The sequence below is a fragment of the Streptococcus sp. SO2 genome (assembly GCF_030440025.1).
Window position 1 is genome coordinate 134815 of the sequence record NZ_JAQFJH010000001.1, and the last position, 21996, is coordinate 156810.

The 21996-nt window shown below is 41.6% G+C and carries 19 protein-coding genes and 1 tRNA gene; 3 read left to right on the top strand and 17 right to left on the bottom strand.

The features are described from left to right. From PCY17_RS00650 to PCY17_RS00665, 4 genes are all read right to left on the bottom strand, one after another. Positions 1 to 759, bottom strand: coding sequence for an ABC transporter ATP-binding protein (locus PCY17_RS00650; RefSeq protein WP_000173369.1), 759 nt, complete (start codon positions 757 to 759; stop codon positions 1 to 3). Positions 760 to 1138: 379 nt separating this feature from the next. Next, positions 1139 to 1411 carry a PspC domain-containing protein gene (locus PCY17_RS00655; RefSeq protein ID WP_301390631.1) on the bottom strand — a complete coding sequence of 91 codons (273 nt, stop codon included), beginning with the start codon at positions 1409 to 1411 and terminating at the stop codon, positions 1139 to 1141. A gap of 59 nt (positions 1412 to 1470) precedes the next feature. Continuing rightward, a complete protein-coding gene (locus tag PCY17_RS00660; protein ID WP_301391137.1) occupies positions 1471 to 1914 on the bottom strand; it encodes a SprT family protein in 444 nt (147 codons plus the stop codon). After that, positions 1901 to 4030: a Tex family protein gene (locus PCY17_RS00665; protein ID WP_301390632.1), complete on the bottom strand. Its 2130-nt coding sequence runs from the start codon at positions 4028 to 4030 to the stop codon at positions 1901 to 1903. Before PCY17_RS00665 ends, PCY17_RS00660 begins: the two co-directional genes overlap by 14 nt. Positions 4031 to 4160: 130 nt before the next feature. Here PCY17_RS00665 and PCY17_RS00670 point away from each other — a divergent pair, with 130 nt between their 5' ends. From PCY17_RS00670 to PCY17_RS00680, 3 genes are read left to right on the top strand one after another with little or no spacing between them, the layout of a single operon-like run. Then, complete coding sequence (locus tag PCY17_RS00670) at positions 4161 to 4292, top strand: SPJ_0845 family protein (RefSeq protein ID WP_000268696.1); 132 nt, start codon at positions 4161 to 4163, stop codon at positions 4290 to 4292. After that, positions 4293 to 5198 (top strand): permease, encoded by a 906-nt coding sequence (locus tag PCY17_RS00675; RefSeq protein WP_000151876.1) that lies wholly within the window; start codon positions 4293 to 4295, stop codon positions 5196 to 5198. Beyond that, positions 5195 to 6010, top strand: coding sequence for a TIGR03943 family protein (locus tag PCY17_RS00680; protein ID WP_070657600.1), 816 nt, complete (start codon positions 5195 to 5197; stop codon positions 6008 to 6010). The genes PCY17_RS00675 and PCY17_RS00680 overlap by 4 nt, the downstream gene beginning before the upstream one ends. 82 nt (positions 6011 to 6092) lie before the next feature. On the opposite strand, the gene PCY17_RS00685 is transcribed toward PCY17_RS00680, so the two are convergent. The 13 genes from PCY17_RS00685 to PCY17_RS00745 form a co-directional block, all read right to left on the bottom strand. Then, the gene (locus tag PCY17_RS00685) at positions 6093 to 7019 is read right to left on the bottom strand and encodes a bifunctional riboflavin kinase/FAD synthetase (RefSeq protein ID WP_070657598.1); all 927 of its coding nucleotides are present in this window, start codon (positions 7017 to 7019) and stop codon (positions 6093 to 6095) included. A 143-nt stretch (positions 7020 to 7162) separates the two neighbouring features. Then, complete coding sequence (gene smc, locus PCY17_RS00690) at positions 7163 to 10702, bottom strand: chromosome segregation protein SMC (RefSeq protein ID WP_301390633.1); 3540 nt, start codon at positions 10700 to 10702, stop codon at positions 7163 to 7165. Beyond that, on the bottom strand, positions 10693 to 11391 hold the full coding sequence (gene rnc / locus PCY17_RS00695) for a ribonuclease III (protein ID WP_000661472.1): 699 nt from the start codon (positions 11389 to 11391) through the stop codon (positions 10693 to 10695). Before rnc ends, smc begins: the two co-directional genes overlap by 10 nt. A 182-nt stretch (positions 11392 to 11573) precedes the next feature. Next, positions 11574 to 11645 (bottom strand) — tRNA-Arg (locus PCY17_RS00700). A 67-nt stretch (positions 11646 to 11712) separates the two neighbouring features. Beyond that, on the bottom strand, positions 11713 to 12699 hold the full coding sequence (locus tag PCY17_RS00705; protein WP_070657594.1) for a GMP reductase: 987 nt from the start codon (positions 12697 to 12699) through the stop codon (positions 11713 to 11715). 169 nt (positions 12700 to 12868) lie between these two features. After that, complete coding sequence (locus PCY17_RS00710) at positions 12869 to 14173, bottom strand: McrC family protein (RefSeq protein ID WP_070657592.1); 1305 nt, start codon at positions 14171 to 14173, stop codon at positions 12869 to 12871. Further along, a complete protein-coding gene (locus PCY17_RS00715) occupies positions 14160 to 16088 on the bottom strand; it encodes an McrB family protein (protein ID WP_070657590.1) in 1929 nt (642 codons plus the stop codon). Before PCY17_RS00715 ends, PCY17_RS00710 begins: the two co-directional genes overlap by 14 nt. Before the next feature lie 152 nt (positions 16089 to 16240). Further along, complete coding sequence (locus tag PCY17_RS00720) at positions 16241 to 17020, bottom strand: L-threonylcarbamoyladenylate synthase (protein WP_301390634.1); 780 nt, start codon at positions 17018 to 17020, stop codon at positions 16241 to 16243. 26 nt (positions 17021 to 17046) lie between these two features. Further along, a complete protein-coding gene (gene leuD, locus PCY17_RS00725) occupies positions 17047 to 17640 on the bottom strand; it encodes a 3-isopropylmalate dehydratase small subunit (RefSeq protein ID WP_247925365.1) in 594 nt (197 codons plus the stop codon). A 9-nt stretch (positions 17641 to 17649) separates the two neighbouring features. After that, positions 17650 to 19032, bottom strand: coding sequence for a 3-isopropylmalate dehydratase large subunit (gene leuC / locus PCY17_RS00730; RefSeq protein WP_070657586.1), 1383 nt, complete (start codon positions 19030 to 19032; stop codon positions 17650 to 17652). Positions 19033 to 19035: 3 nt separating this feature from the next. After that, a complete protein-coding gene (locus tag PCY17_RS00735; protein WP_070657584.1) occupies positions 19036 to 19305 on the bottom strand; it encodes a DUF1294 domain-containing protein in 270 nt (89 codons plus the stop codon). Then, a complete protein-coding gene (gene leuB / locus PCY17_RS00740) occupies positions 19302 to 20339 on the bottom strand; it encodes a 3-isopropylmalate dehydrogenase (RefSeq protein WP_084944560.1) in 1038 nt (345 codons plus the stop codon). The genes PCY17_RS00735 and leuB overlap by 4 nt, the downstream gene beginning before the upstream one ends. Positions 20340 to 20350: 11 nt before the next feature. Next, positions 20351 to 21913, bottom strand: a complete 1563-nt coding sequence (locus PCY17_RS00745) for a 2-isopropylmalate synthase (protein ID WP_301390635.1) — start codon at positions 21911 to 21913, stop codon at positions 20351 to 20353. Positions 21914 to 21996 lie beyond the last annotated feature (83 nt).

Below are 21996 nucleotides of genomic sequence, written 5' to 3' on the forward strand. Positions count from 1 at the left end.
CTAATTCACCTCACTTGCCATGACAGTCAAGGTATCAGAGATTTCCTGGAACATCTGACGTTCTGTCTTGTCTCCACGGTAGATTTGATTGTAAAGAATTCCGTCCTTGATAAAGAGAACGCGCTTGGCCCTGCTGGCTGCTGCCGTTGAGTGAGTTACCATGAGAATGGTTTGGCCACGTTCATTGATTTCATCAAAAACATCCAGAAGAGCTGCAGATGACTTGGAGTCAAGAGCTCCTGTTGGCTCATCCGCAAGAAGAATTTCAGGTTCAGTGATGATGGCGCGTGCTACTGCTACCCGCTGTTTTTGACCACCAGAGATCTCGTAAGGGTACTTCTCTTGCAATTGGTTGATGCCCAAATTTTCAGCAGTCACTACCAATTTCTTCATCATCTCTGTGATAGGTTTTCGTGATAACACTAACGGAAGCAATATATTGTCCTTAACAGACAAGGTATCTAGCAAGTTAAAATCTTGGAAGACAAATCCCAACTTCTCACGACGGAAACTCGAAGCTTGTGAATTTTTAATAGTGGCTGTGTCGGTTCCGTTGAGGTAAACCTGCCCGCGAGTTGGTTTATCCAGCATAGCTAGGATGTTGAGCAGGGTTGATTTTCCAGAACCAGACTCACCCATGATGGCAACGTAGTCACCCTTCTCTACGGTAAAGTGAATATCCTTAAGGGCTTCTACTTGGTTGCCTTGGAAACGTGTTTTATAGATTTTTTGAACGTGTTTTACATCTAAAAGTGTCATGATTTTCTCCTTCTTAATATCCCATCAATTGAAACTGTGCTTGCATCATAGCGCATCCCAGTTGAACACGCTCGATATCTTTTTGACTTGGTTTTCTTGTTTTCTTATGTAAGATTCTTTTCATGGTTTTGCTCCTTTGTTCTTTATGAGTCTAGTTTATCTCAAAAAAAGAGGTCTTGCCATAACCTAACCTTACAAAAGAGACTTTAATCTTACATTTTTGTAAGATTAAAAAAAACAAGCAATTTCGCTATCAATATTTTACCATAAAAGAAAGGCAAGAAGAAAACCCTTGCGGATGCAAGGGTTAAAATTCACTTCTTTTTCTGACGTCTTTGAAAAATAAGGAAAGTGTCTATAAACTATTTTCAAATCTGACTCACCAAAACCAGCCATCATTGTCTTCAATGGCTTGGGCTTCCTTACATTTGCGTGGTCCTGTTCCGTACATTTCGGCTTCGATTTCTTCCTTAGTTGGTAGGATAGAGGCAAGGATGATGTAGATTATCACACCAATTCCAAAATTTGCTACAGTAAAAATGGCGAAGAGAAAGCGGACTAGGGTTACATCAAAATTCCACTTGTCTGATAGCCCAGCTAAAACTCCTGACACCATACGATTTCGTCTCATTTTATAAAATTTTGTATTCATGATTGTTTCCTCTTTCGGTATTCTTACAAGTAGTATAGCATGAAACAGGTTCACAAACATCAGTCCTTAGGCCGATTTAAGATGACGAGTTTGCCACGGCAGACGCCACAGCGATAGCGTTTTGTATCAACCTTCCTCTTGCGTTGATAGCGTTGCTGGCAGTATTGGCACTGATAGACCAGGAAATTACTTTGGTCTTTCAAATGGGGAACAAAGCGCAGTCCATCCACTTCTTTCAAAAGTTCTTTAAAATCTCGGTCCTTATGTCGATAACCCTTTTTCTGAAAATAAAGGTGATAGTGACAGAGTTCATGGCGCACGATTTTGCGAAAGACTTCCAAACCTAGTTCATTATAAACCTTGGGATTAAAGTCCAAATGCCCATCCTTGGGGAAAAATCGTCCACCTGTCGTTCGCAGACGAGAATTCCACTGGGCTTGGTGGGTAAAAGGTCTACCAAAGTCTTCGAGGGAAACAGACTGAACGTACTCAGTTAGATTCATCTGGAGCGAGAAGCGACAGATTAACTTTTTCACGTTCAGTATCGATTTTCTTGACCCAAACCGTTACCAAATCTCCGACTGACACCACTTGGCTGGGATGTTTGATAAATTTACGACTCATATGGGAAATATGAATGAGGCCATCCTCGTGAATCCCGATATCAACGAAGGCACCGAAGTCAACAACATTACGCACCACGCCTTCCAGCTTCTGTCCAACCACTAAGTCCTTAATATCTAGGACGTCTTGGCGAAGCACAGGTGCGTCAAAGGAATCACGAAAATCTCGACCTGGTTTGAGAAGGTCAGCAATGATATCTTTAAGGGTTTCTGGGCCAAGATTCAGTTCCTGTGCCATTTCTTTGACTGAAAGGGAGTTGAGTTTGCTTTGAGCTTCTTCATTCAAGTCTTTGATATCCAAGCGTTTGAAGAGTTCCTTAACTGCAGCATAGTTTTCTGGGTGAACTCCAGTATTATCGAGGATATTGCTACTTTCAGGGATACGGAGGAAACCAGCAGCCTGCTCAAAGGCTTTGGCACCCAGACGAGGAACCTTCTTGATTTGAGAGCGTGAAGTGATTTTTCCTTCTTCCTCACGGTATTTGACAATATTTTCAGAGATGGTTTTATTGAGTCCAGCTACGTGTGAAAGAAGAGCTGGACTGGCTGTATTGACATTGACACCGACTTGGTTAACTACGGTATCGACAACAAAGTCCAGACTCTCAGATAGTTTCTTCTGACTGACATCGTGTTGGTATTGACCGACACCGATTGACTTGGGATCGATTTTTACCAATTCAGCCAGGGGATCTTGCAAACGACGAGCGATTGAGATAGCCGAACGTTTTTCAACGGTTAATTCTGGAAATTCCTGACGAGCAAGTTCGCTGGCAGAGTATACAGAAGCTCCACTTTCATTGACGATAACATAGCTGACTTCTGGAAAATCTTTCAGAACTTCCGCCACAAAGGCTTCACTTTCCCGACTGGCCGTTCCATTTCCAATGGCAATAATTTCCACGCTGTATTGACCAATCAGGTCTGCCAAATCTTTCTTGGCTTCTTCAATCTGACGAGCAGAGGCTGGTTTTACTGGATAAATGACTTGAGTCGTCAGCATTTTCCCTGTTGCATCAACGACAGCTAGCTTGGCACCTGTACGAAAGGCTGGGTCAAATCCTAGAACCACGCGCCCTTTTAGCGGAGTAACCAAGAGGAGATTACGCAGGTTGTCAGAAAAGAGTTGGATCGCCCCTTCTTCCGCTTTCTCAGTCAACTCTGTCCGAATGCGTCGCTCAATAGCAGGCAATACCTTTTTCTTAACTGACTGTTGGACAACTTCATCTATATAGGCATTTTTGACTTTAAAACGAGCACCAAAGAAAGATAAGATACGGTCCGTCGCATGTTCAAAGCCAACCTTCAAAATACCTAATTTTTCCCCACGGTTGAGAGCCAAGGTACGATAGCCCTGCATGTTGCCAACTGTCTCTGAAAAATCATAATAAATCTGAAAAACTTGTTTTTCATCGAGATTTTCACCCTTGACTTGCGAAGTGATTTTAGAGTGTCTCAACACTTCCTGATAGGTCATAGCACGTAGATTGACATCTTCGGATAAGGCTTCGACCAAGATATCAACCGCACCAGCCAAGGCTTCTTGACCAGTCGCAAATCCTTCACAGACAAACTTCTCAGCTTCTTTCTCCAAGTCAGCTACATCCTGCAAAATCAAGCGAGCAAGAGGAAAGAGTCCAGCTTCACGGGCAATGGTAGCCTTGGTCCGACGTTTTTCCTTATAAGGAAGATAGAGTTCTTCTACATCTGCTAATTTCTCAGCTGCAAGGATAGCTTCTTCCAATTCCTTTGTTAGCTTACCTTGTTCTTGAATCTTAGCTAAGACAGCTTCTTTACGATCGTTGAGATTTGTCAGACTTTTATCCAGATCAATAATGGCCTTAATCGCTACCTCATCCAGACTACCAGTCATGTCCTTGCGATAACGGGCGATAAAGGGAATTGTCGCTCCTTCAGCGGTCAAACTTAGAACGGTATCGATTTGCTTTAAGGTTACACCCAAATCTTGGGAGATTTTTTCATATTTTTTATCCATATACCTATTATACCATAAGGAACAGCCCTTGTTTCGCACTACCCTTTTTTACCTCTTTGATTATCAAAATAATCCCTTTTCAAGAAAATAATAGTATAATAGAGGTAGAATGTAGAAAAGAGGTAGGCCCATGGCTGTTAAATTTACAAAAACGGATGACTTGGACAAGATGTTTGAAGAATTCGCAAAACTTCCTGACTTAACACAAGTCACTTTTCCAGATGACAAAGATAAAAAAGAAAAAGTTGAGAAGAAAAAATAGATGACGATTTTCCAATCTCTTCCTCCTAGTGTATTACAAGCGGGAGCTATTTTTCTCTCCATCATGATTGAAGCCCTTCCTTTTGTCTTGATTGGGAGTCTCATTTCGGGATTGATTGAGGTCTATATCACACCTGATAAAGTTTATGAGTTTCTCCCTCGCAATCGTTGGGGGAGGATCTTTTTTGGTACCTTCATTGGCTTTCTCTTTCCTTCTTGCGAATGTGGTATCGTTCCGATTATCAATCGTTTTCTGGAAAAGAAAGTGCCCAGCTACACAGCGGTTCCTTTTCTGGTGACTGCTCCCATCATCAATCCTATCGTTCTTTTCGCCACATATTCTGCCTTTGGAAATTCAATAAAACTTGCCTTCTTGCGAGCTCTGGGAGCTATTGTGATTGCTTTGATTCTGGGGATTTTCCTAGGATTTTTCTGGAAGGAACCCATTCAAAAAGAGAATCCTATCGCTTGCCATGAACATGACTTTTCACACTTGGGTCCCGCTAGAAAAGTGTTTCAGATCTTTATACAAGCTATTGATGAGTTTTTCGATATGGGGCGTTACTTGGTCTTTGGCTGTCTCTTTGCGGCTATCGTGCAGGTCTATGTCCCGACTCGGATCTTGACCTCTATCAGTGCAAGTCCAGTCCTTGCGATTCTCTTGCTCATGTTTCTAGCCTTTCTCCTCTCTCTTTGTAGCGAGGCGGACGCCTTTATCGGAGCTTCTCTCCTCTCGAGCTTCGGCCTAGCGCCAGTCCTTGCCTTTCTGATCATAGGCCCCATGCTTGATATCAAAAATCTCCTCATGATGAAACACTATCTCAAAGTGCGCTTCATCTGGCAATTTATGGGTATTGTGACAGTGCTTGTCTTGCTTTATTCTTACATGTTTGGAGTGTTGCTATGATGCGATTTTTCATTTTACTGGGTTATTTTGCCCTAACTCTGTATCTGCAGCTTTCTGGCAAGCTCAGTCACTACATTAACCTCCACTATTCCTATCTAGTCTATATTTCCATGCTCCTTTCTCTTCTATTGGCTCTGGTCCAATTCTATATCTGGATCAAGAAAATCAACTCTCGCAGCCATTTAGAAAGTCGTCGAGCTAGACGAATCAGCCTCCTTTTACTGTCACTACCTCTGTTGATTGGGGTTGCCTTTCCGACAGTAAGTTTGGACTCGAGAACCGTGTCTGCTAAGGGATACCATTTCCCACTTGCTGAGGGAATCGATACTGCTATTCAGGCAAGCGAAGGAACATCCAGTCAATACCTCAAACCCGATACCAGCACCTATTTTTCCAAATCTGCTTATGAAAAGGAAATGAGGTCTACAGCTGACAAATACCTCACCCAACCAACCATTCAAATCACTGATGAAAACTATATGGAGGTCATGGAAGTTCTCTATGACTACCCTCAAGAGTTTGAAGGAAAGAAAATCGAATTTACAGGCTTTGTCTATAACGATCCTAGCCATCCAGATAGCCAGTTCCTCTTTCGCTTTGGAATCATCCACTGTATCGCCGATTCTGGTGTATATGGACTCTTGACAAAGGGGAACTCACGCCAGTATCCTGACAATACTTGGATCACCGCTAGCGGAACCCTGACTCTCCACTACCATAAAGAGCTCAAACAAAAACTCCCAACACTAGAGGTTGAGAGTTTCACAAAAGTAGACAAACCAGAAAATCCTTATGTCTATCGCGTGTTTTAATAAAAAGTAGCCTGAACAGGCTACTTTTTTGTCCATTATATGAATTTCATTCTACCTACTCTTTCGAATTGATAGCAAACTCTCACTCTCCATCCTTCCAGTTTCGAGCAATCTCTTCGTCTTTCTGGAGTTGGTCTACCAGTTCCTCTACGGAGTCAAATTTGACCATATCGCGAACACGGTCCAGCCAGTAGACCATGACTGTCTCACCATAAATATCGTCTGAAAAATCGAAAATATTAACTTCAAAACGTGGTTCTTCACCATCAAAGGTAACATTTTTTCCAACACTTGCCATTCCACGATATCTCTGACGTTGCACTTCGATATCGACTACGTAAACACCGTCCGCTGGCATGTAAGTTCGGTCTCTTAGGACCAGATTGGCTGTTGGATAACCAATAGTCCGCCCACGAGCATTTCCATGAACGACCATTCCACGAGATGGGAGCGGAGTGCCGAGCAGATGCTTGACTTCCTTTACATCTCCATCAAGAATTGCCTGACGAATCCGTGTAGAACTAATCTTGCCCTTTTCATCCTCAACTGGAGGAACAATGATGATCTCTCCATCAAAATAGTCCTTCAGGTCATCCGCAGTTTTCTTATCAGAGCCAAAAGTATAGTCAAATCCTGCTACAATAATCGCTGGTTTTAAAGCTCGAACATAGGTATCAAAGAATTCTTGACCCGTTAAACTAGCAAATTTGCTACTAAAGTCAAGTAAGAATAGAGCCTCTACCCCATGCCATTTCATCTTGTGCTCCCGTTCCTCGTGATTGACGATATGGAGCATAAGCTCAGGTTGGTAAGGTTGCAAGGCAAGTTTTGGCGACTCTGTAAAGGTCATCACGACAACTGGCAGATAATCCTTCATAGAAGCCTTACTGGCAACTTCAAAAAGTTTCTGATGTCCCTTGTGGATACCATCAAAATAACCTAGTACAAGGACTGTTTTCCCTGGTACTGCAATATCTTTTTCGTTCTTAATAGGTACTGTTGTAATCATGAAACTATTATATCATAGAGCAAGTCTTTTCGCTAAGAGGAAATCCCAAATGTCGTTTTTTGCGCCTGAACTGACCTTGATAGACAATTCAAGCTATGAGTTTTAAAAAATAGCACCTCCTAAGAGATGCTATCGTTTGCTAACTAGTTTACTGTTTCTTCTAAATCTTTTAACTTAACCGAAACAATCTTGGATACACCTGATTCTTGCATGGTAACTCCATAGATAGAATCCGCTGCTGCCATCGTCCCCTTACGGTGGGTTACGACGATAAACTGGCTATCCTTGTCAAAGCGGTTGAGGTAATCCCCGAAACGTTTAACATTGGCTTCGTCTAGCGCCGCCTCTACCTCGTCCAAGATGACGAAAGGAATGGTCTTAACTCGGATGATTGAGAAGAGCAGAGCCAGAGCCGATAGGGCTTTTTCCCCACCACTCATGAGGTTGAGAGATTGGATTTTCTTACCTGGAGGTTGAACAGAAATCTCCACACCAGCTGTTAAAAGATCGCCCTCAGTCAATATCAAATCTGCCTGACCACCGCCAAACATCTGTCTAAAGGTCACTTTAAATGATTCACGAATAGCCTCAAAGGTTGATTTGAAGCGCTCCTTAACCTCATCATTCATCTCTGTGATGGTCTCAAGGAGTAGGTTTTTCGCAGACAAAATATCATCTCGTTGGCTATTTAGGAAATCCAAACGATTGTGGACTTCTTCGTACTGTTCAATAGCATCCAAATTGACTGGACCGAGTGAGCGAATAGCTTTCTCAAGATCTTTAACCTCTTGCTCTGCCAGATTGAGATCTTCCAACTCATGTGCTTTTTCTAGAGCCTCAGTGTAGCTGATCTGGTACTGGTCAGTTAATTGAGCTTGTAGATAGCGCAAGCGTTCACTGACCTTTTCCTTTTTGGCTTCAGCACGTGTTTGTTTACGAATCCACTCTTCATTCTGCTGACGAGCCTGATCCAAATGGCTGGCAATATCATCCAGCTGACCCTCGATATCATCCAATTCAAACTGCTTGCGAATCAGACCTTGTTGAAGATTGGCTTTCTGAGTTTTGGCCTCTTCCACCTGCTGACTTAGCAAATCCGTATCCACTTTCTCAAGATTATCAACCTTTTCTTGGAGAAGGCGCTGAATTTCCTCTTGTTCGAGATCCAGATTATCCAATTCCTTACTTAGTCGTTCAATATCAGTCACTTCATACCGCTTTTGTCCTTGCAGTTCTGACTTAAGCAAGCGTGCTTGCGCTACTTGTTCCTGCAAGTTTTGATAACGTTCTTGAATAGCGTTTTTGTTAGACTTAATCTCTTCAATCTCAGCTTCCAGATTTTGCTTTTCACTGGCGATAGTTGCAAGGCGCTCTTGGCATTTTTCCTTGTCCGCTTGCCAATCTCCTTCAGATAGGCGATTTAATTCCTCTTCTTGAAGTTTCCAAAGCGTTTCCAGTTCTTCGACCTGCTGATTGGTTTGTTGATAAGCGAGGTACAAACCTTGCTCCTGAATACGAGCTTGCTCACCCTGAGATTTGATGGCTTCTAATCTTTCTGCCAATACCGCCATCTCATCTTGCAAGGTCTTCAAACTCGCTTCTTCTGACCGCAAGTCAGCTTCTTCTTCAGCAATTTCTTTTTGTAATTGTTCCAGCTCTGGCTTGATGAAAATACTGTTGTTTTGACGATTGGCACCACCCGCGTAGGAACCACCTGTACGCAATTCGGTACCATCAAGCGTCACCATACGAACCTGGTAACGAACTTGACGAGCTGCCGTACGGGCATGTTCTACGGTATCAAAGATAGCCGTTGTGGCTAGCAAGTTTTTGAAAATGGCTTCTAGTCTCTTATCAAACGACACCAACTCATCTGCCATTCCCAGAAATCCTGGACTTGCTGCGATAGCATCTTGATTCTGACTAGAAATCGTACGAGCTTTGATAGTCGTCAATGGAAGAAAGGTCGCACGACCAGCTCTATTGCGCTTGAGGAAATCAATCGCCTTTGTTGCCGCGTTTTCATCTTCTACGATGATATGCTGACTGCTAGCTCCAAGCGCAATCTCTAGGGCAGTTTGATAATGCACATCAAAGGTCAAATGTTCACTGACTGCACCAATGATCCCACCAAGACGGGCTTTTTCTTGAAGAACACTCTTAACACCCGCATAAAAATTACTATGATTTTTTAGGATGTTTTCCAAACTCTGGGCTCTAGCCTGCTTGTTTTTGAGACTGTCTAGACGATCAAAGAGTTGGCTCTGCTGGGCTTGGTAAGAAACTTTCTGCTCCTCTTGTTCCTTGGCACTAGCTTGGTAGTCAGCCAATAATTTCTGAACCTGCTCCTTGGCAGTTTCAAGCTCAGCCTGCTGTTGACTGGCCTTTTCTCTAGCTGTAGCCAGTTGTTCTTTCAGTTTCTCAAGTTGATCAGCTTGTTTTTGAGACTGCTGACGGCTGTTTTCCAACTCATTCTCGATGCGGGTCAGTTGGTTTGAGACATCCGCTTCTTCTTGTAAAAGCGCAACAAAACGTTCACGCAGGAGCTCGATCATTTGGTCAGGATCATCTGAAAATGCCAACAACTCCGCTTCTAAACGATTGAGTTCCTTGTTGTTTTCAGCTAGACTTTCCTCTAACTGTTCCAAGTTCGCTTCTTTTTCAGATTTTTCTTTACTCAGAGCCTTTCTCTTATCTTCCAAAGTCGCCAAACGGGTTTGTGCTTCTTGTTGATTGAGGGCTACCTGCTCAGATTCCAGTTTAGACAAGGCTAGTTTTCGCTCTAAGTCACTGATCAAACTAGTCAAATCCATTAAGCTCCCTTGGTCTTTAGCCATTTGAGCTTGGAGATCTTGGCGTTTCTTTTTAAGAGTTTGATTTTCCTCTTCTAACTCTTCACGTTTTTGGTAATAACTGGTCAAGAGTTCCTGAACCTGCGTTAGCTCGTCTTCTGTTAGCTCTAGTTCAGACTTGTTTTCCTTGATTTGAGCAATCAGTACATCCAAGTAAATCGCCTTGCGTTGACCATCCAAGTCGAGAAACTTGCGCGCATTCTCGGCTTGTTTTGCAAGGGGCTTGATTTGATTGTCCAATTCATAGATAATATCCTCTAAGCGGTCGAGATTGTCTTGAGTTTGTTGCAGTTTGCTTTCTGTTTCTTTTCGACGAGTCTTGTATTTTAAAACTCCAGCAGCTTCTTCAAAAATAGCACGGCGTTCTTCGGGTTTGGAGTTAAAAATTTCCTCAACCTTCCCTTGGGAAATGATGGAGAAGGAATCCCGACCCAAACCGGTATCCAAGAAGAGGTCATGAATATCACGCAAGCGAACTTTCTTGCCATCAATTCGATACTCGCTATCTCCACTACGGTAGATATGGCGTTCTACCTTAATGACTTGCCCTGCATCCTTAATAAAACCATCTTCATTGTCCAAGGTCACGACAACAGAGGCATAATTGAGTGGTTTGCGACTTTCAGTTCCAGCAAAGATAACGTCCGGCATCTTGCCACCACGAAGACTCTTGACACTAGACTCACCCAAGGCCCATCGCAAACTTTCTGTGATATTTGACTTCCCAGAACCATTGGGTCCAACGACAGCTGTCACGCCTTGGTCAAATACGACCTTGGTCTTGTCAGCAAAGGACTTGAATCCCTGAATCTCAATCTCCTTTAAATACATGAATCCAGCCCTTTCTCAACTGCATTTTTAGCGGCCTCTTGCTCAGCCAATTTTTTAGAACGACCTTGACCTTTTCCGATACTCTTGCCCTCAACCAGAACTTCTACATCAAAAACCTTGTCATGGGCAGGCCCCGTCTCAGAGGTCACCTGGTAGCGAATATCCACATCTCCATTGACCTGGAGCAACTCTTGCAGGTGTGTCTTGTAATCCTTAATCATTTCAAAGTCACCTGCTTCAACCTTGGGAATCATGACCTGATAGATGAACTCTTTTACTCTAGCAACATCCTTGTCCAAAAGCAATGCTCCCAAAAAAGCTTCAAAGGCATCTCCAAGAATGGTGTCACGATTGCGCCCACCAGACTTTTCTTCTCCTTTTCCTAGCTTGATAAACTGATCAAACTGGCAATCACGCGCAAAACCAGCCAAACTCTCCTCACGGACAATCATAGCACGGAGTTTAGACAAATCTCCCTCTGGTTTCTTAGGATATTTTTTATACAGATATTCTGAAATCAATAATTGCAGAACAGCGTCTCCTAAAAATTCCAAGCGCTCATTGTGTGAAATTTTTAAGAGGCGGTGCTCATTGGCATAACTCGTATGAGTAAAGGCCGTTTCCAGTAAGTTTTTGTCTGCAAATTCGATTGCAAAACGCTTCTTTAGTACAGTTTGTAATTCTTTCATACCAACCTCTTTCTAACTGATAACAGTCCTTCTTATTATATCAAAAAAAGCCCCCTTAGTCACTTTAAAACGGGACTAGAGGGGAATTGAGCATTTTTTAGAAGACAATTTCAATTTTAGGGATAAACTTGGGGCGAGATAAAGAAAAAAGCCTTATTTAAGGCTTTCATAGGCTTTTTACATCCACCCTGAGGGAATCGAACCCCCATCTCAAGAACCGGAATCTTACGTGATATCCATTACACTAAGGGTGGAAACTTGTCTTATTATAACAGAAATTTGCTCTAATAACAAGTTTTTTATGGGTAGACTAAGCGTCCATTAGTGGGATGCATCCCCGTTCCAGATAGAGTTTTTCACGATAACATAATCAACATGTTTAAGGTCAGCAATTCTGCGTCCACCTGCGTAGGAAATAGCACTTTGTAAGTCCTGCTCCATCTCAGTAAGGGTGTCTTGCAAATGCCCTTTGGTAGGAAGCAAAATGCGTTTGCCTTCCACATTTTTATATGCTCCTTTTTGATATTGAGAAGCTGAACCATAGTATTCTTTGAACTGTTCGCCATCAACTTCAATCGTTTTCCCTGGGCTTTCGATGTGTCCTGCAAAAAGGGAACCGATCATGACCATGCTGGCACCGAAACGGATAGACTTAGCAATATCACCATGAGTACGAATCCCACCATCAGCAATGATCGGTTTACGCGCAGCCTTAGCACACCAACGTAGGGCAGCCAATTGCCAACCACCTGTACCAAAACCAGTCTTGACCTTGGTGATACAAACCTTACCAGGACCGATTCCGACCTTAGTCGCATCCGCACCGGCATTTTCCAATTCACGCACAGCTTCTGGTGTTCCCACGTTACCAGCAATGACAAACGTATCTGGTAATTCTTTCTTAATGTGTTGAATCATAGAAATCACGCTATCTGCATGTCCATGAGCAATGTCAATCGTGATATACTCAGGAGCATCAGCCTTGAGTTGGCTAACAAAATCATACTCGTAATCCTTGACACCGACTGAAATAGAAGCAATGAGCCCTTGATCGTGCATGCGTTTGATAAAAGGAATGCGCCCAGCCTCATCAAAACGATGCATAATGTAAAAGTAACCGCCTTTAGCAAGTTGCTCTGCAACATCCTCATCCAAAATCGTCTGCATGTTGGCTGGTACAACAGGTAATTTGAAAGTGTGATTTCCAAGTGTGACGCTTGTGTCTGCTTCTGCACGGCTTTTAATGACACATTTATTTGGGATCAACTGAATATCTTCGTAATCAAAAATTGGAAATTCATTTAACATATCGCTGTCTCGTTTCTTTTGTAATGACCTAGCTATGCTTGCGCATCCCTACGCCTTTTCCGACGTTTCCTTGATTTATTATAAACTAAAGTACAGTTTTTGTCAAATAATTTTAATTATAAAACAATAATGTTCGGTTTTTATAATTTAAATATAAAAAGTGAGGAGATTAGTTTCTCCCCACTTCCTTATCAATATTTCTTTTAAAAATCGCTTCGGAGCTTTCCATCATTTCACAAAATTCATTATAAGATGAAGCATTCTGAGGAATATGGATAGACAATTTCTTCAACAAAGCTCCATAACCTGCTAGCTTTCCTATCTCATTATCAACAACCTTGTGCTTGCTCGGAAAAACAAGACCAGCTTTCTCAGCTTCTAAAATATAAGAATAGGAAATCAGCTGGAATAAGTCCTCACGGTTGATTCCTTTTTCAGTGAACTCCAGTTTCTTATATTTTGCATCTAGAACAATCTTTCGTTCTCTGTCATAAAAATCTGGATATACCTTTCGTTTCCCAACAGAAAATACTGAAATTCCGTCCGTCTTATCTTTATTTCGTGGATGGATGAAACCTTTTGGCAACAAGCTGTGAACATACTCTTCCCAAAGCCAGGCAACATCAAAGAGAATACCATGTACCCTTTGAGATTGAGGGCCAAGACCATGCTTTTCTCTACTCAGAATCATCAAGCAGAGTTCCTGTAACTTTCTGTACTCTCTGAAGTAGGCGTGTCGGATGGGTTTGATTTTATTCATTCTGATAATCTTAGCACGATCAGCTAGTTTATAAGCTGGAGTTGCACGAGTAATTTCAGTTATATTTTCACGATTACTATCAAGTAGTGCTCCAAAACTTTTTTGAATCTTTATGTACTCAATCGTATGCCGAATCAACTGCATGAGTGGATTATCATAGGTAAACTCTCTTGTTGTATAGGCAATATTTCCCGTAAAAGGAAGATTTTTCTTAAGATGATTTCCTACATCAACGGCTCCCTTTACATGACTGTCGTTATGAGAAAATCTCTGGTATTCCTTATAAAGACCTTTTCTGAGAGCAGCTTGTAAATACTTGGGAAAGAGGTAAATCAAAAGCTGATAGAGTTTATCCTCTAGAGATAGACCGACATCCAAACTAGTCAGATTGATATTGAGAACCTTTTGTAAGAGATAATGCAAAAAATGGTCGTTACTTTCATCAGAAAAACGAGAGGCAATCGTTAATCTTTCCTGACCATATCCAAGAAAACCAATCACGTTTCCTGTCTTGATTTCCTGATTAACTGTTTCCAAAATCTTTTGGTCCTTATCTAAATCAAGAGAATTTATCAAATCATTCGGGAAAATAAAGATACGGTCCTCTCGAGAAAGGTTATCCAGTGTTCTATCAAGAAGCGCTTGACTTAGTTTGGGATATTCTGCTACAAAGTCTTCTTTAGCAATTTTATGCTGATTATCAGTTATACGCATCATTATCACCAGTATCTTGCTGAACTGTTTGCTCGTTATTTGTCAGATCAAATGCTTTTTTCAATGTATCCAGAGTTTCGGCCTCCTCATAAGAACCACGTAAGTAATCTTCCAATAGAGGTTTGAGGTAATCAGACCAGAGTAACTCATAGTCAAAATCCACATCCTGCAACTTAAGGAAATAACTTGGTCCGATATGATAATGACTATTTAGCTCTTGAACGTTTTCGATAGCAGCATTCAAGTTTCTTAGACGAGTTTTTGCTTCTTCGGCTTTATCACCAAGCACGTCATCAAGCATACCAACTTGACTCTCGGCAGTAACTTCAACAAAACGGAAACGACGACGCATAGCAAAATCAAAGGTATCTACTGAACGGTCAATATCATTCATTGTTCCGATGATGTAGACATTCTCAGGAATATAAAACTTGTCATCAGTCTCATGTAAATTAGCATATTGGGTAGAAACACTTCCCTTTTCACCACGATAACCAGGGTCAATAGAGAAAAAGAGTTCACCAAAAATCTTTGAAATCTCTCCACGATTGATTTCATCGATGATGAAGACGAATTTCTTATCAGTATCAATTTCTGTTGGGGAAACATAGTCTTTCAAACCAAATCTCTTTCTCAATGTTTCTAGGACAGTTTTTCCACCACTTTTGTAGTATTCTTGCTTATTATAATTTTTATCTTTATACAACTCGTAAACATATTTGCGAGGTAGTGACCATCCTGGAACACCACTATCATAATTTACTGACAAATTTTGTCTACTATTAACAGATAAGTAAGATGTTTTTGTTATATATTCTTTTTCTTCAGCAACATTTATATATTCTAAGTAAGAATCCCAAGCCTCATCAAAATTATCTTGTCCTCCAATCAATTGGGCTTCTTTTGCTTTCTGACAAAAATCTTTAAAAATACCATCCTGTAGCTTAAACTCAATAGCTCCATCCCCATTTGATACCGGTCTCAACCCCTCTACAAAATCAGTATAATCATAGGATGGGTGAAATTGTACAAAGTCGATTTGGTCTTCTTCGTTACCATCCGTTAATTCTTTAGCAATTTCTTTAGCAAGATAAGTTTTTCCTGTGCCAGGAGCACCACGGAGGATGAGGTTTTTGGATTGTAACAAGATATTACTCAAGGGATGATGAATATTATTTTGTTCAGACATTTCTTTCTCTCCTTGCTTATTATCACTGTCTATAATATCTTTTGAATACTCAAATAAAATACTACCCAACATTGAAGATTCTAGTTCAGGATATGTTTTAGAAAACAGTTTAAAAATCTCATGATTCTGACGATAGGGTCCTCCTTGATTGCTTTGGGGAATCAACCTATTCCAAAATTCATTTTGACTATTCATATTTACTCCTAAAAAAGAAGGATTCTCAGAATAAATACAAAGTAGTTTTGTCACCACAGCAGAACGACTAATAAATTCATTTGTTGACTTTTTCATATCAAATATAGGATTGTCAAAATCAAGTTTACTACCGATTTGAATAATCTGATACAGATCTCTTTTTAGTTTATTAAAACGTTGCTCCAATTCAGATATAGGAATGATTTTATTAGCTTGATTTTTATAGCTTTGGCTATCCTCATTCCAATAAATACCAAATTTTGAAGAGCCTCCTCCGCCAATACCTAAAAATAAAGATTTGTATTTACCCCTCTCAAGACTATAGCAAAAAGAATTACTTTTAGCACCTTTCCCAATAACATAATCATCAATAGACATGGTTAAAATTCTATCAAGTGGCCACTCTTTAAGAAATTCTTCACGTAATTGTTCATTGTAAATACTATATTTAGATGCATCTTCTCTTAATCTTATTTTATTTTCTTGGTACCAGTCATAAAAATCTTCCAGACTAACTTTTCTTTTCAACATCAATCTTACTCCTTTTATAATAATGTTCGAATATAAAACTATATATTTTATATATAGAATATCATATCCTATATAAAAAGAAAAGAATTTCTAAAGAAAAAGCCTAGAGTAGAGGGTTTTATTCCCTCATAACACTAGACTTCTTTTTTATCTTAATAATACTCACCTTGACGGTAGTCCCATGAGTTAAAGGTATCTGACAAATGCATCATGATTTTATCAATGTCAAGCCCTTTACGGATAACGACTGGTGCTGGTGAGATTGAACGGTCTCCTCCTTGTTCTGGGATGAGTTTTCCGTCCTTATCGACCATAGAAACCATCACACCTTGCTCGTAGCGCGTTTCAATCGTTTTGTCTGGTTGGATTGAAGCAACGTAGTCATCTGCTTCGATGACAAGGTCCACTGCTCCTTCGATACGTTCTCCGATTCCTTCTACCTTACCACGGTTTCCTTTTCCAGATGGGTTGGCTGATGAGGCGTAGACCATCTTGCCTTCTTCCCAAAGTTTAGCAGCCAACTGCTCACCAGCTTTACCAAACTTGATGACAAAACAGCTAGTACCACGAACGTCAGTCATGAGTTCTTCACGGCCATCACCGTATGCTTTGAGTTTTTCAAAAGCTTCTGGTTTCCAAGGAAGGATACAACCTAGGAGAATGTCTTCGTCCCAATGTTTTTGGTAGAAGGCTTCAATTTCTGGGTTGAGTTGTGCTAAAGCACGTAGCTCGTCCATGCTACCACAAAGTACAACACCTGGTTTGTTACGGTTACGCTCTTTGGCTTCAAATTTGCGTTCAAGTCCTGCATTATCACTCGTCATGATAATGTAACCAACTTTTGTGGGGCAAACGATACATCCGCCCTCACCTTTTAAAATGTCATAGCCTTCTTGTGAAAGTGTACCGTTCCATTGAATGTGTTTTGTCATAGTTCTATATTTCCTTTTCTATTTTTCTATTCCTGCCAGTAGGCTGGACGTTGTTTTTCATAAGCAGCAATCAAGTCTTCATACTGCAAAGTAATGCCGATATCATCCAAACCATTTAAGAGCTTGTGTTTCCACTCGCTATCGATTTCGAAAGTGAATTCTCCAACTGATGAGATGATTTTTTGTTGTTTCAAGTCTACAGTTACCTGGTCGGTCGGTTTGAGTTGGGCTAGCTTTTCTCTAACCTCCCTAGGCTGAACAATAGGCAACATGCCATTATTGAGTTCATTATTGTAATGAATGTCCCCAAAAGATCCTGCAATCACAACCTTAAAACCATAGTCAGCTAGAGCCCAAGCTGCGTGTTCCCTCGAAGAACCCGCCCCAAAGTTATCCCCCGAGATAAGAATACTGGCTTTACGATATTCAGGTCGGTTAAAAACAAAATCTGGATCCTCAGTGTAGTTATCGTCTAGATAACGCCAAGCATACATAAGGTACTTACCAAAGCCTTTTTTATCAATTAACTTGAGAAACTGCTTGGGAAGGATTTGGTCAGTATCAATGTTATCATTCATAAGAGGAACGGTCGTTCCCGTATAAACTGTAAATTTCTCCATATCCTCTCCTTACTGGGCTTCTGGCATTTGTCGAACATCTACGAAGCGCCCTGCGATAGCTGCCGCAGCTGCCATGGCTGGACTGCAAAGATGTGTCTTAGCCCCAAATCCCTGCCTATCTTCAAAGTTACGGTTACTGGTTGAAGCACAGTGGACGCCATCAGGTACCTTGTCGGGATTCATCCCTAGACACATGGAGCAACCTGGGTCTCTCCACTCAAAACCAGCATCTAGAAAGACTTTGTCCAAGCCCAACTTCTCAGCAGCTCGTTTCACAGGACGAGAGCCCGGAACTACAATTGCTGTTAGATTGGGAGCAATTTTCTTTCCTTTGACAAATCGAGCAGCTAGTTGCAAGTCACTGAGACGAGCATTGGTACAAGATCCGATAAAGATATAACCTAGTTCAATGTCCGCTGGCTTTTGACCAGGCTCCAAGTCCATGTAATGATAAGCTCGCTCATCATTCATATCCTTAATTTCTGGAAAACTACTGTCAAAGTCAACTCCCATAGCAGGATTGGTTCCCCAGGTCACCATAGGTGCCAAGTCAGAGACATCCATCTGAATAACCTTATCATAAACGGCATCCTCATCACTGACAAGTGTCTTCCAATCAGCCACAGCCTCTTCAAAGTCCTCTGGAACACATTCTCGTCCCTTGAGATAATCATAGGTAGTCTGATCCGGGTTCATGATCCCCATCTTAGAGCCAAACTCGATGGACATATTGCAGATGGTCATTCGCTCTTCCATGGTCAGAGCATCAATCGCTTGCCCACGATATTCCACCACATAGCCTACACCACAAGCAACGCCGTACTTGGCAATCAAGGCTAAAATGTAATCCTTAGAATAAACTCCTTTTTGAGGAACACCAGTGAATTCTACCAGCATTTTCTTGGGTTTGACCTGCCAGAGGGTCTGGGTCGCAAAGACATGCTCAACCTCACTAGTCCCAATCCCAAAGGCGATGGCTCCGAAAGCTCCGTGAGTAGCTGTATGGCTGTCTCCACAGACAATGAATTTCCCTGGTTGAGTTCTTCCTGTTTCTGGACCTACCATGTGAACGATACCTTGTTTTTCAGAACCATGGGCCGCATGTTCAATCCCAAACTCCTCAACATTTTCAGCAAGCTTATCAATTTGCGCCTTGGAAATGACATCTCGAATATCGTAGATATTGACCGTTGGTACATTGTGGTCAAAGGTGCCAAATGTCAAGTCTGGTCGTCTCAATCTGCGACCTGCATCTCGTAATCCTTGAAAAGCTTGGGGACTAGTCACTTCATGAATATAGTGCTGGTCCACATACATGAGTTGGGGCTGCCCCTCTTCTCCTGTGATGACATGGCGGTCCCATAATTTATCAAAAATCGATTTTCCTGCCATCCATTACCTCCAAATGAAATATAGGGCTACTAGTGTGGTTACCATGCCAAGGAACCAAACCGTTTTAAAATACCATTTTCGAGTCTTGTGATGAAAGATCATTCCTGCTAACCAGGCACCAAATCCACCACAGACAAGTGCTATCGTCAAGAGAATTTTCTCTGGGATGCGCCAAGCACCTCTCCTTGCCTTGGATTTGTCGATTCCATAAATGATAAAAATTATGACATTCCAAATCAAGAGGGTAAGAGTAATTCCTTCGTTTATCTTCATAGTCTTTCAATGATGGCTTCCGTCATTTCCTTGGTCGAAGCCTTTCCTCCTATATCTCTCGTTAAAATTCCTGCTTCCAAACTGGCTTCTACAGCATGTTCGATACGCTCCGCATCCTCATAACGTCCAAAGCTATCTCTCAACATCATGGCAACTGACAAAATCATGGAAATAGGATTGGCAATTCCTTGACCTGCAATATCAGGTGCCGAACCGTGAATGGGCTCATAGAGACTTGGGCCATTTTCAGAGTGACTAGCAGATGGCATGACTCCAAGTGTGCCAGATAGAACGCTTGATTCATCCGAGAGAATATCTCCGAAAAGATTTTCTGTCACGATGACATCAAACTTAGCAGGATTGGTAATCATGATCATGGCAGCTGAGTCCACCAGCTGATGTTCCAAGGTCACATCTGGGAAATCCTTAGCAACATCCTCAGCTACTCTCCGCCAAAGTTTAGAAGTCGCTAACACATTTTGCTTATCGATACTGGTGAGGATTTTTCTCCGATTTTTTGCAATTTCAAAGGCCTTGCGAATAATCCGCTCCACTTCCTCATAACTGTAGTCGTTGATATCACGCGCTTTTCGCTCTTCTAGAATATGATCCCCAAAGTAAATCCCTCCTGTCAACTCACGCACCACGACAAAGTCCACACCAGCAATTCGTTCCAGTTTGAGAGGTGACAAATGTTTGAGACTGTCAAAGATTTTTACAGGGCGAATATTGGCATAGAGATTTAGTTCCTTACGAAGAGCCAGCAAGCCTTGTTCAGGCCGAATCGCTGCCCCATCATACTGGGGACTACCGATGGCTGCTAGGAGAATAGCATCTGCTTCTCTACATGCCTTGAGGGTCTCATCAGGTAAGGGATGCCCAGCAGCATCAATACCTGCACCTCCAAAGGGGCATCTGTCTATCTCATAGTCAAAACCTGTTTTTGAAGCTAGAGCTTCTAGAACTGCTAAACCAGCTTCCATGATTTCTGGACCGATTCCATCCCCTGCTAGAGCTACTATTTTCTTTGTCATAGCCTTCTCCTTTACACACTAGGCATGTCTCGGTAGGAAACGCTATGCCCCATCTCACCTGCATTCTCTTTTTGAACAAAAGTATTGGCATTGATATAAGCAATAGCCGAAGCCTTCAATACATCGAAATCAAGACCTGCTGCGTTAAAGATGGTTTCGGTATCTCTGTTTTCAACAGTGACCAAAACCCGAGCCTGGGCATCGATCCCATCCGTCACCGCATCAATAGTGTAGGATACCAAACGAACAGATTGGTTGAAGAACTTATCAATAGCGTTAAAGATAGCTTCAACGGAACCTTGCCCTGTCGCATTGAATTCGACTTTCTCACCATCCATATTTGCTAGGCTAACGAGAGCTTCAATGTCATTATCTGCATGAGTTTGAAGTTGTAAATCATCAAAGTGGAAGCCTTCTGGGTTTTCAACCATGGTACCAGCGACCAGAGCTCGAATATCTGCATCTGTGATTTCTTGTTTCTTATCTGCCAACGCCTTGAACTTAGCAAAGAGTGGTTTGATATCCTCTTCTGTATAATCTAGGGCCAGTTCTCTTAGTTTTTCAACAAAGGCATGGCGACCAGACAATTTACCAAGCGGAAGACTATTACTCTTAACCCCGACCAATTCAGGTGTGATAATCTCATAAGTGAGAGGATTTTTAAGGACTCCATCTTGGTGAATACCAGACTCGTGGGAGAAGGCATTACCACCAACCACAGCCTTGTTTTTAGGAACTGGAATACCAGAGAAGCGAGAAACCATTTCAGACGTATTCATTGTTTCATCCAAAACAATATCACTAGTTGCTTGGAAGAAATCCTCACGAATCTTCAAAGCAACAGCTACTTCTTCAAGAGCAACATTACCTGCGCGTTCACCGATACCATTAATAGTTCCCTGGACACGTCCAGCACCGTGTTTAATTGCTATCAAAGTATTTGCAGTTGCCATACCGAGATCATCGTGACAGTGGACACCAAAGACAACTTTATGATCTGATTTAATATTTTCAGTCAAGTGATCAAAGATACGTGCAAACTCTTCTGGAGTCGTAAAGCCAACTGTGTCAGGGATATTGATATAAGATGCACCTGCATCGACCGCTGTTTGAACGACTTGCAAGAGGAAATCCAACTCTGTTCTAGTCGCATCTTCAGGAGAGAATTCGACGATTTCAAACTTAGAACGAGCATAAGAAACATGTTCCTTGATAGCTTCTAAAATCTCTTCCTTGCTTTTATTGAGCTTATACTTGCGGTGAATCGGACTGGTAGCGATAAAGACATGAATTTGTGGATACTTGGCATCATTAAGCGCCTCATAACAAGCATCAATATCAGATTTTACAGAACGAGCTAATCCTGTCACTGCTGTTTTTTTCATGGCTCTAGCAATTTCTTGAACGGCTATAAATGAATCTGGACTAGCAGCCGGAAAACCAGCTTCAATTACAGAAATTCCCCATTTCTCTAGCTGTCTTGCAATGGAAACTTTTTCCTTTATTGAAAAGTTAACACCAGGTGTTTGTTCCCCATCACGAAGGCTTGTATCAAAAAATTCAACTTTACGCATAAGATTTCCCCTTTTCCAAATGTGGTTTTAAAAAAACATCTCGCTTAGAAGCCCAAGCGAGATGTTGATTTACTCCCGCTTGG

What these genes read in the sequence shown, in the direction of transcription:
- PCY17_RS00650 (WP_000173369.1), bottom strand. Translation starts at nt 759, where the DNA reads ATGACACTTTTAGATGTAAAACACGTTCAAAAAATCTATAAAACACGT.
- PCY17_RS00655 (WP_301390631.1), bottom strand. Translation starts at nt 1,411, where the DNA reads ATGAATACAAAATTTTATAAAATGAGACGAAATCGTATGGTGTCAGGA.
- PCY17_RS00660 (WP_301391137.1), bottom strand. Translation starts at nt 1,914, where the DNA reads ATGAATCTAACTGAGTACGTTCAGTCTGTTTCCCTCGAAGACTTTGGT.
- PCY17_RS00665 (WP_301390632.1), bottom strand. Translation starts at nt 4,030, where the DNA reads ATGGATAAAAAATATGAAAAAATCTCCCAAGATTTGGGTGTAACCTTA.
- PCY17_RS00670 (WP_000268696.1), top strand. Translation starts at nt 4,161, where the DNA reads ATGGCTGTTAAATTTACAAAAACGGATGACTTGGACAAGATGTTTGAA.
- PCY17_RS00675 (WP_000151876.1), top strand. Translation starts at nt 4,293, where the DNA reads ATGACGATTTTCCAATCTCTTCCTCCTAGTGTATTACAAGCGGGAGCT.
- PCY17_RS00680 (WP_070657600.1), top strand. Translation starts at nt 5,195, where the DNA reads ATGATGCGATTTTTCATTTTACTGGGTTATTTTGCCCTAACTCTGTAT.
- PCY17_RS00685 (WP_070657598.1), bottom strand. Translation starts at nt 7,019, where the DNA reads ATGATTACAACAGTACCTATTAAGAACGAAAAAGATATTGCAGTACCA.
- smc (WP_301390633.1), bottom strand. Translation starts at nt 10,702, where the DNA reads ATGTATTTAAAGGAGATTGAGATTCAGGGATTCAAGTCCTTTGCTGAC.
- rnc (WP_000661472.1), bottom strand. Translation starts at nt 11,391, where the DNA reads ATGAAAGAATTACAAACTGTACTAAAGAAGCGTTTTGCAATCGAATTT.
- PCY17_RS00705 (WP_070657594.1), bottom strand. Translation starts at nt 12,699, where the DNA reads ATGTTAAATGAATTTCCAATTTTTGATTACGAAGATATTCAGTTGATC.
- PCY17_RS00710 (WP_070657592.1), bottom strand. Translation starts at nt 14,173, where the DNA reads ATGCGTATAACTGATAATCAGCATAAAATTGCTAAAGAAGACTTTGTA.
- PCY17_RS00715 (WP_070657590.1), bottom strand. Translation starts at nt 16,088, where the DNA reads ATGTTGAAAAGAAAAGTTAGTCTGGAAGATTTTTATGACTGGTACCAA.
- PCY17_RS00720 (WP_301390634.1), bottom strand. Translation starts at nt 17,020, where the DNA reads ATGACAAAACACATTCAATGGAACGGTACACTTTCACAAGAAGGCTAT.
- leuD (WP_247925365.1), bottom strand. Translation starts at nt 17,640, where the DNA reads ATGGAGAAATTTACAGTTTATACGGGAACGACCGTTCCTCTTATGAAT.
- leuC (WP_070657586.1), bottom strand. Translation starts at nt 19,032, where the DNA reads ATGGCAGGAAAATCGATTTTTGATAAATTATGGGACCGCCATGTCATC.
- PCY17_RS00735 (WP_070657584.1), bottom strand. Translation starts at nt 19,305, where the DNA reads ATGAAGATAAACGAAGGAATTACTCTTACCCTCTTGATTTGGAATGTC.
- leuB (WP_084944560.1), bottom strand. Translation starts at nt 20,339, where the DNA reads ATGACAAAGAAAATAGTAGCTCTAGCAGGGGATGGAATCGGTCCAGAA.
- PCY17_RS00745 (WP_301390635.1), bottom strand. Translation starts at nt 21,913, where the DNA reads ATGCGTAAAGTTGAATTTTTTGATACAAGCCTTCGTGATGGGGAACAA.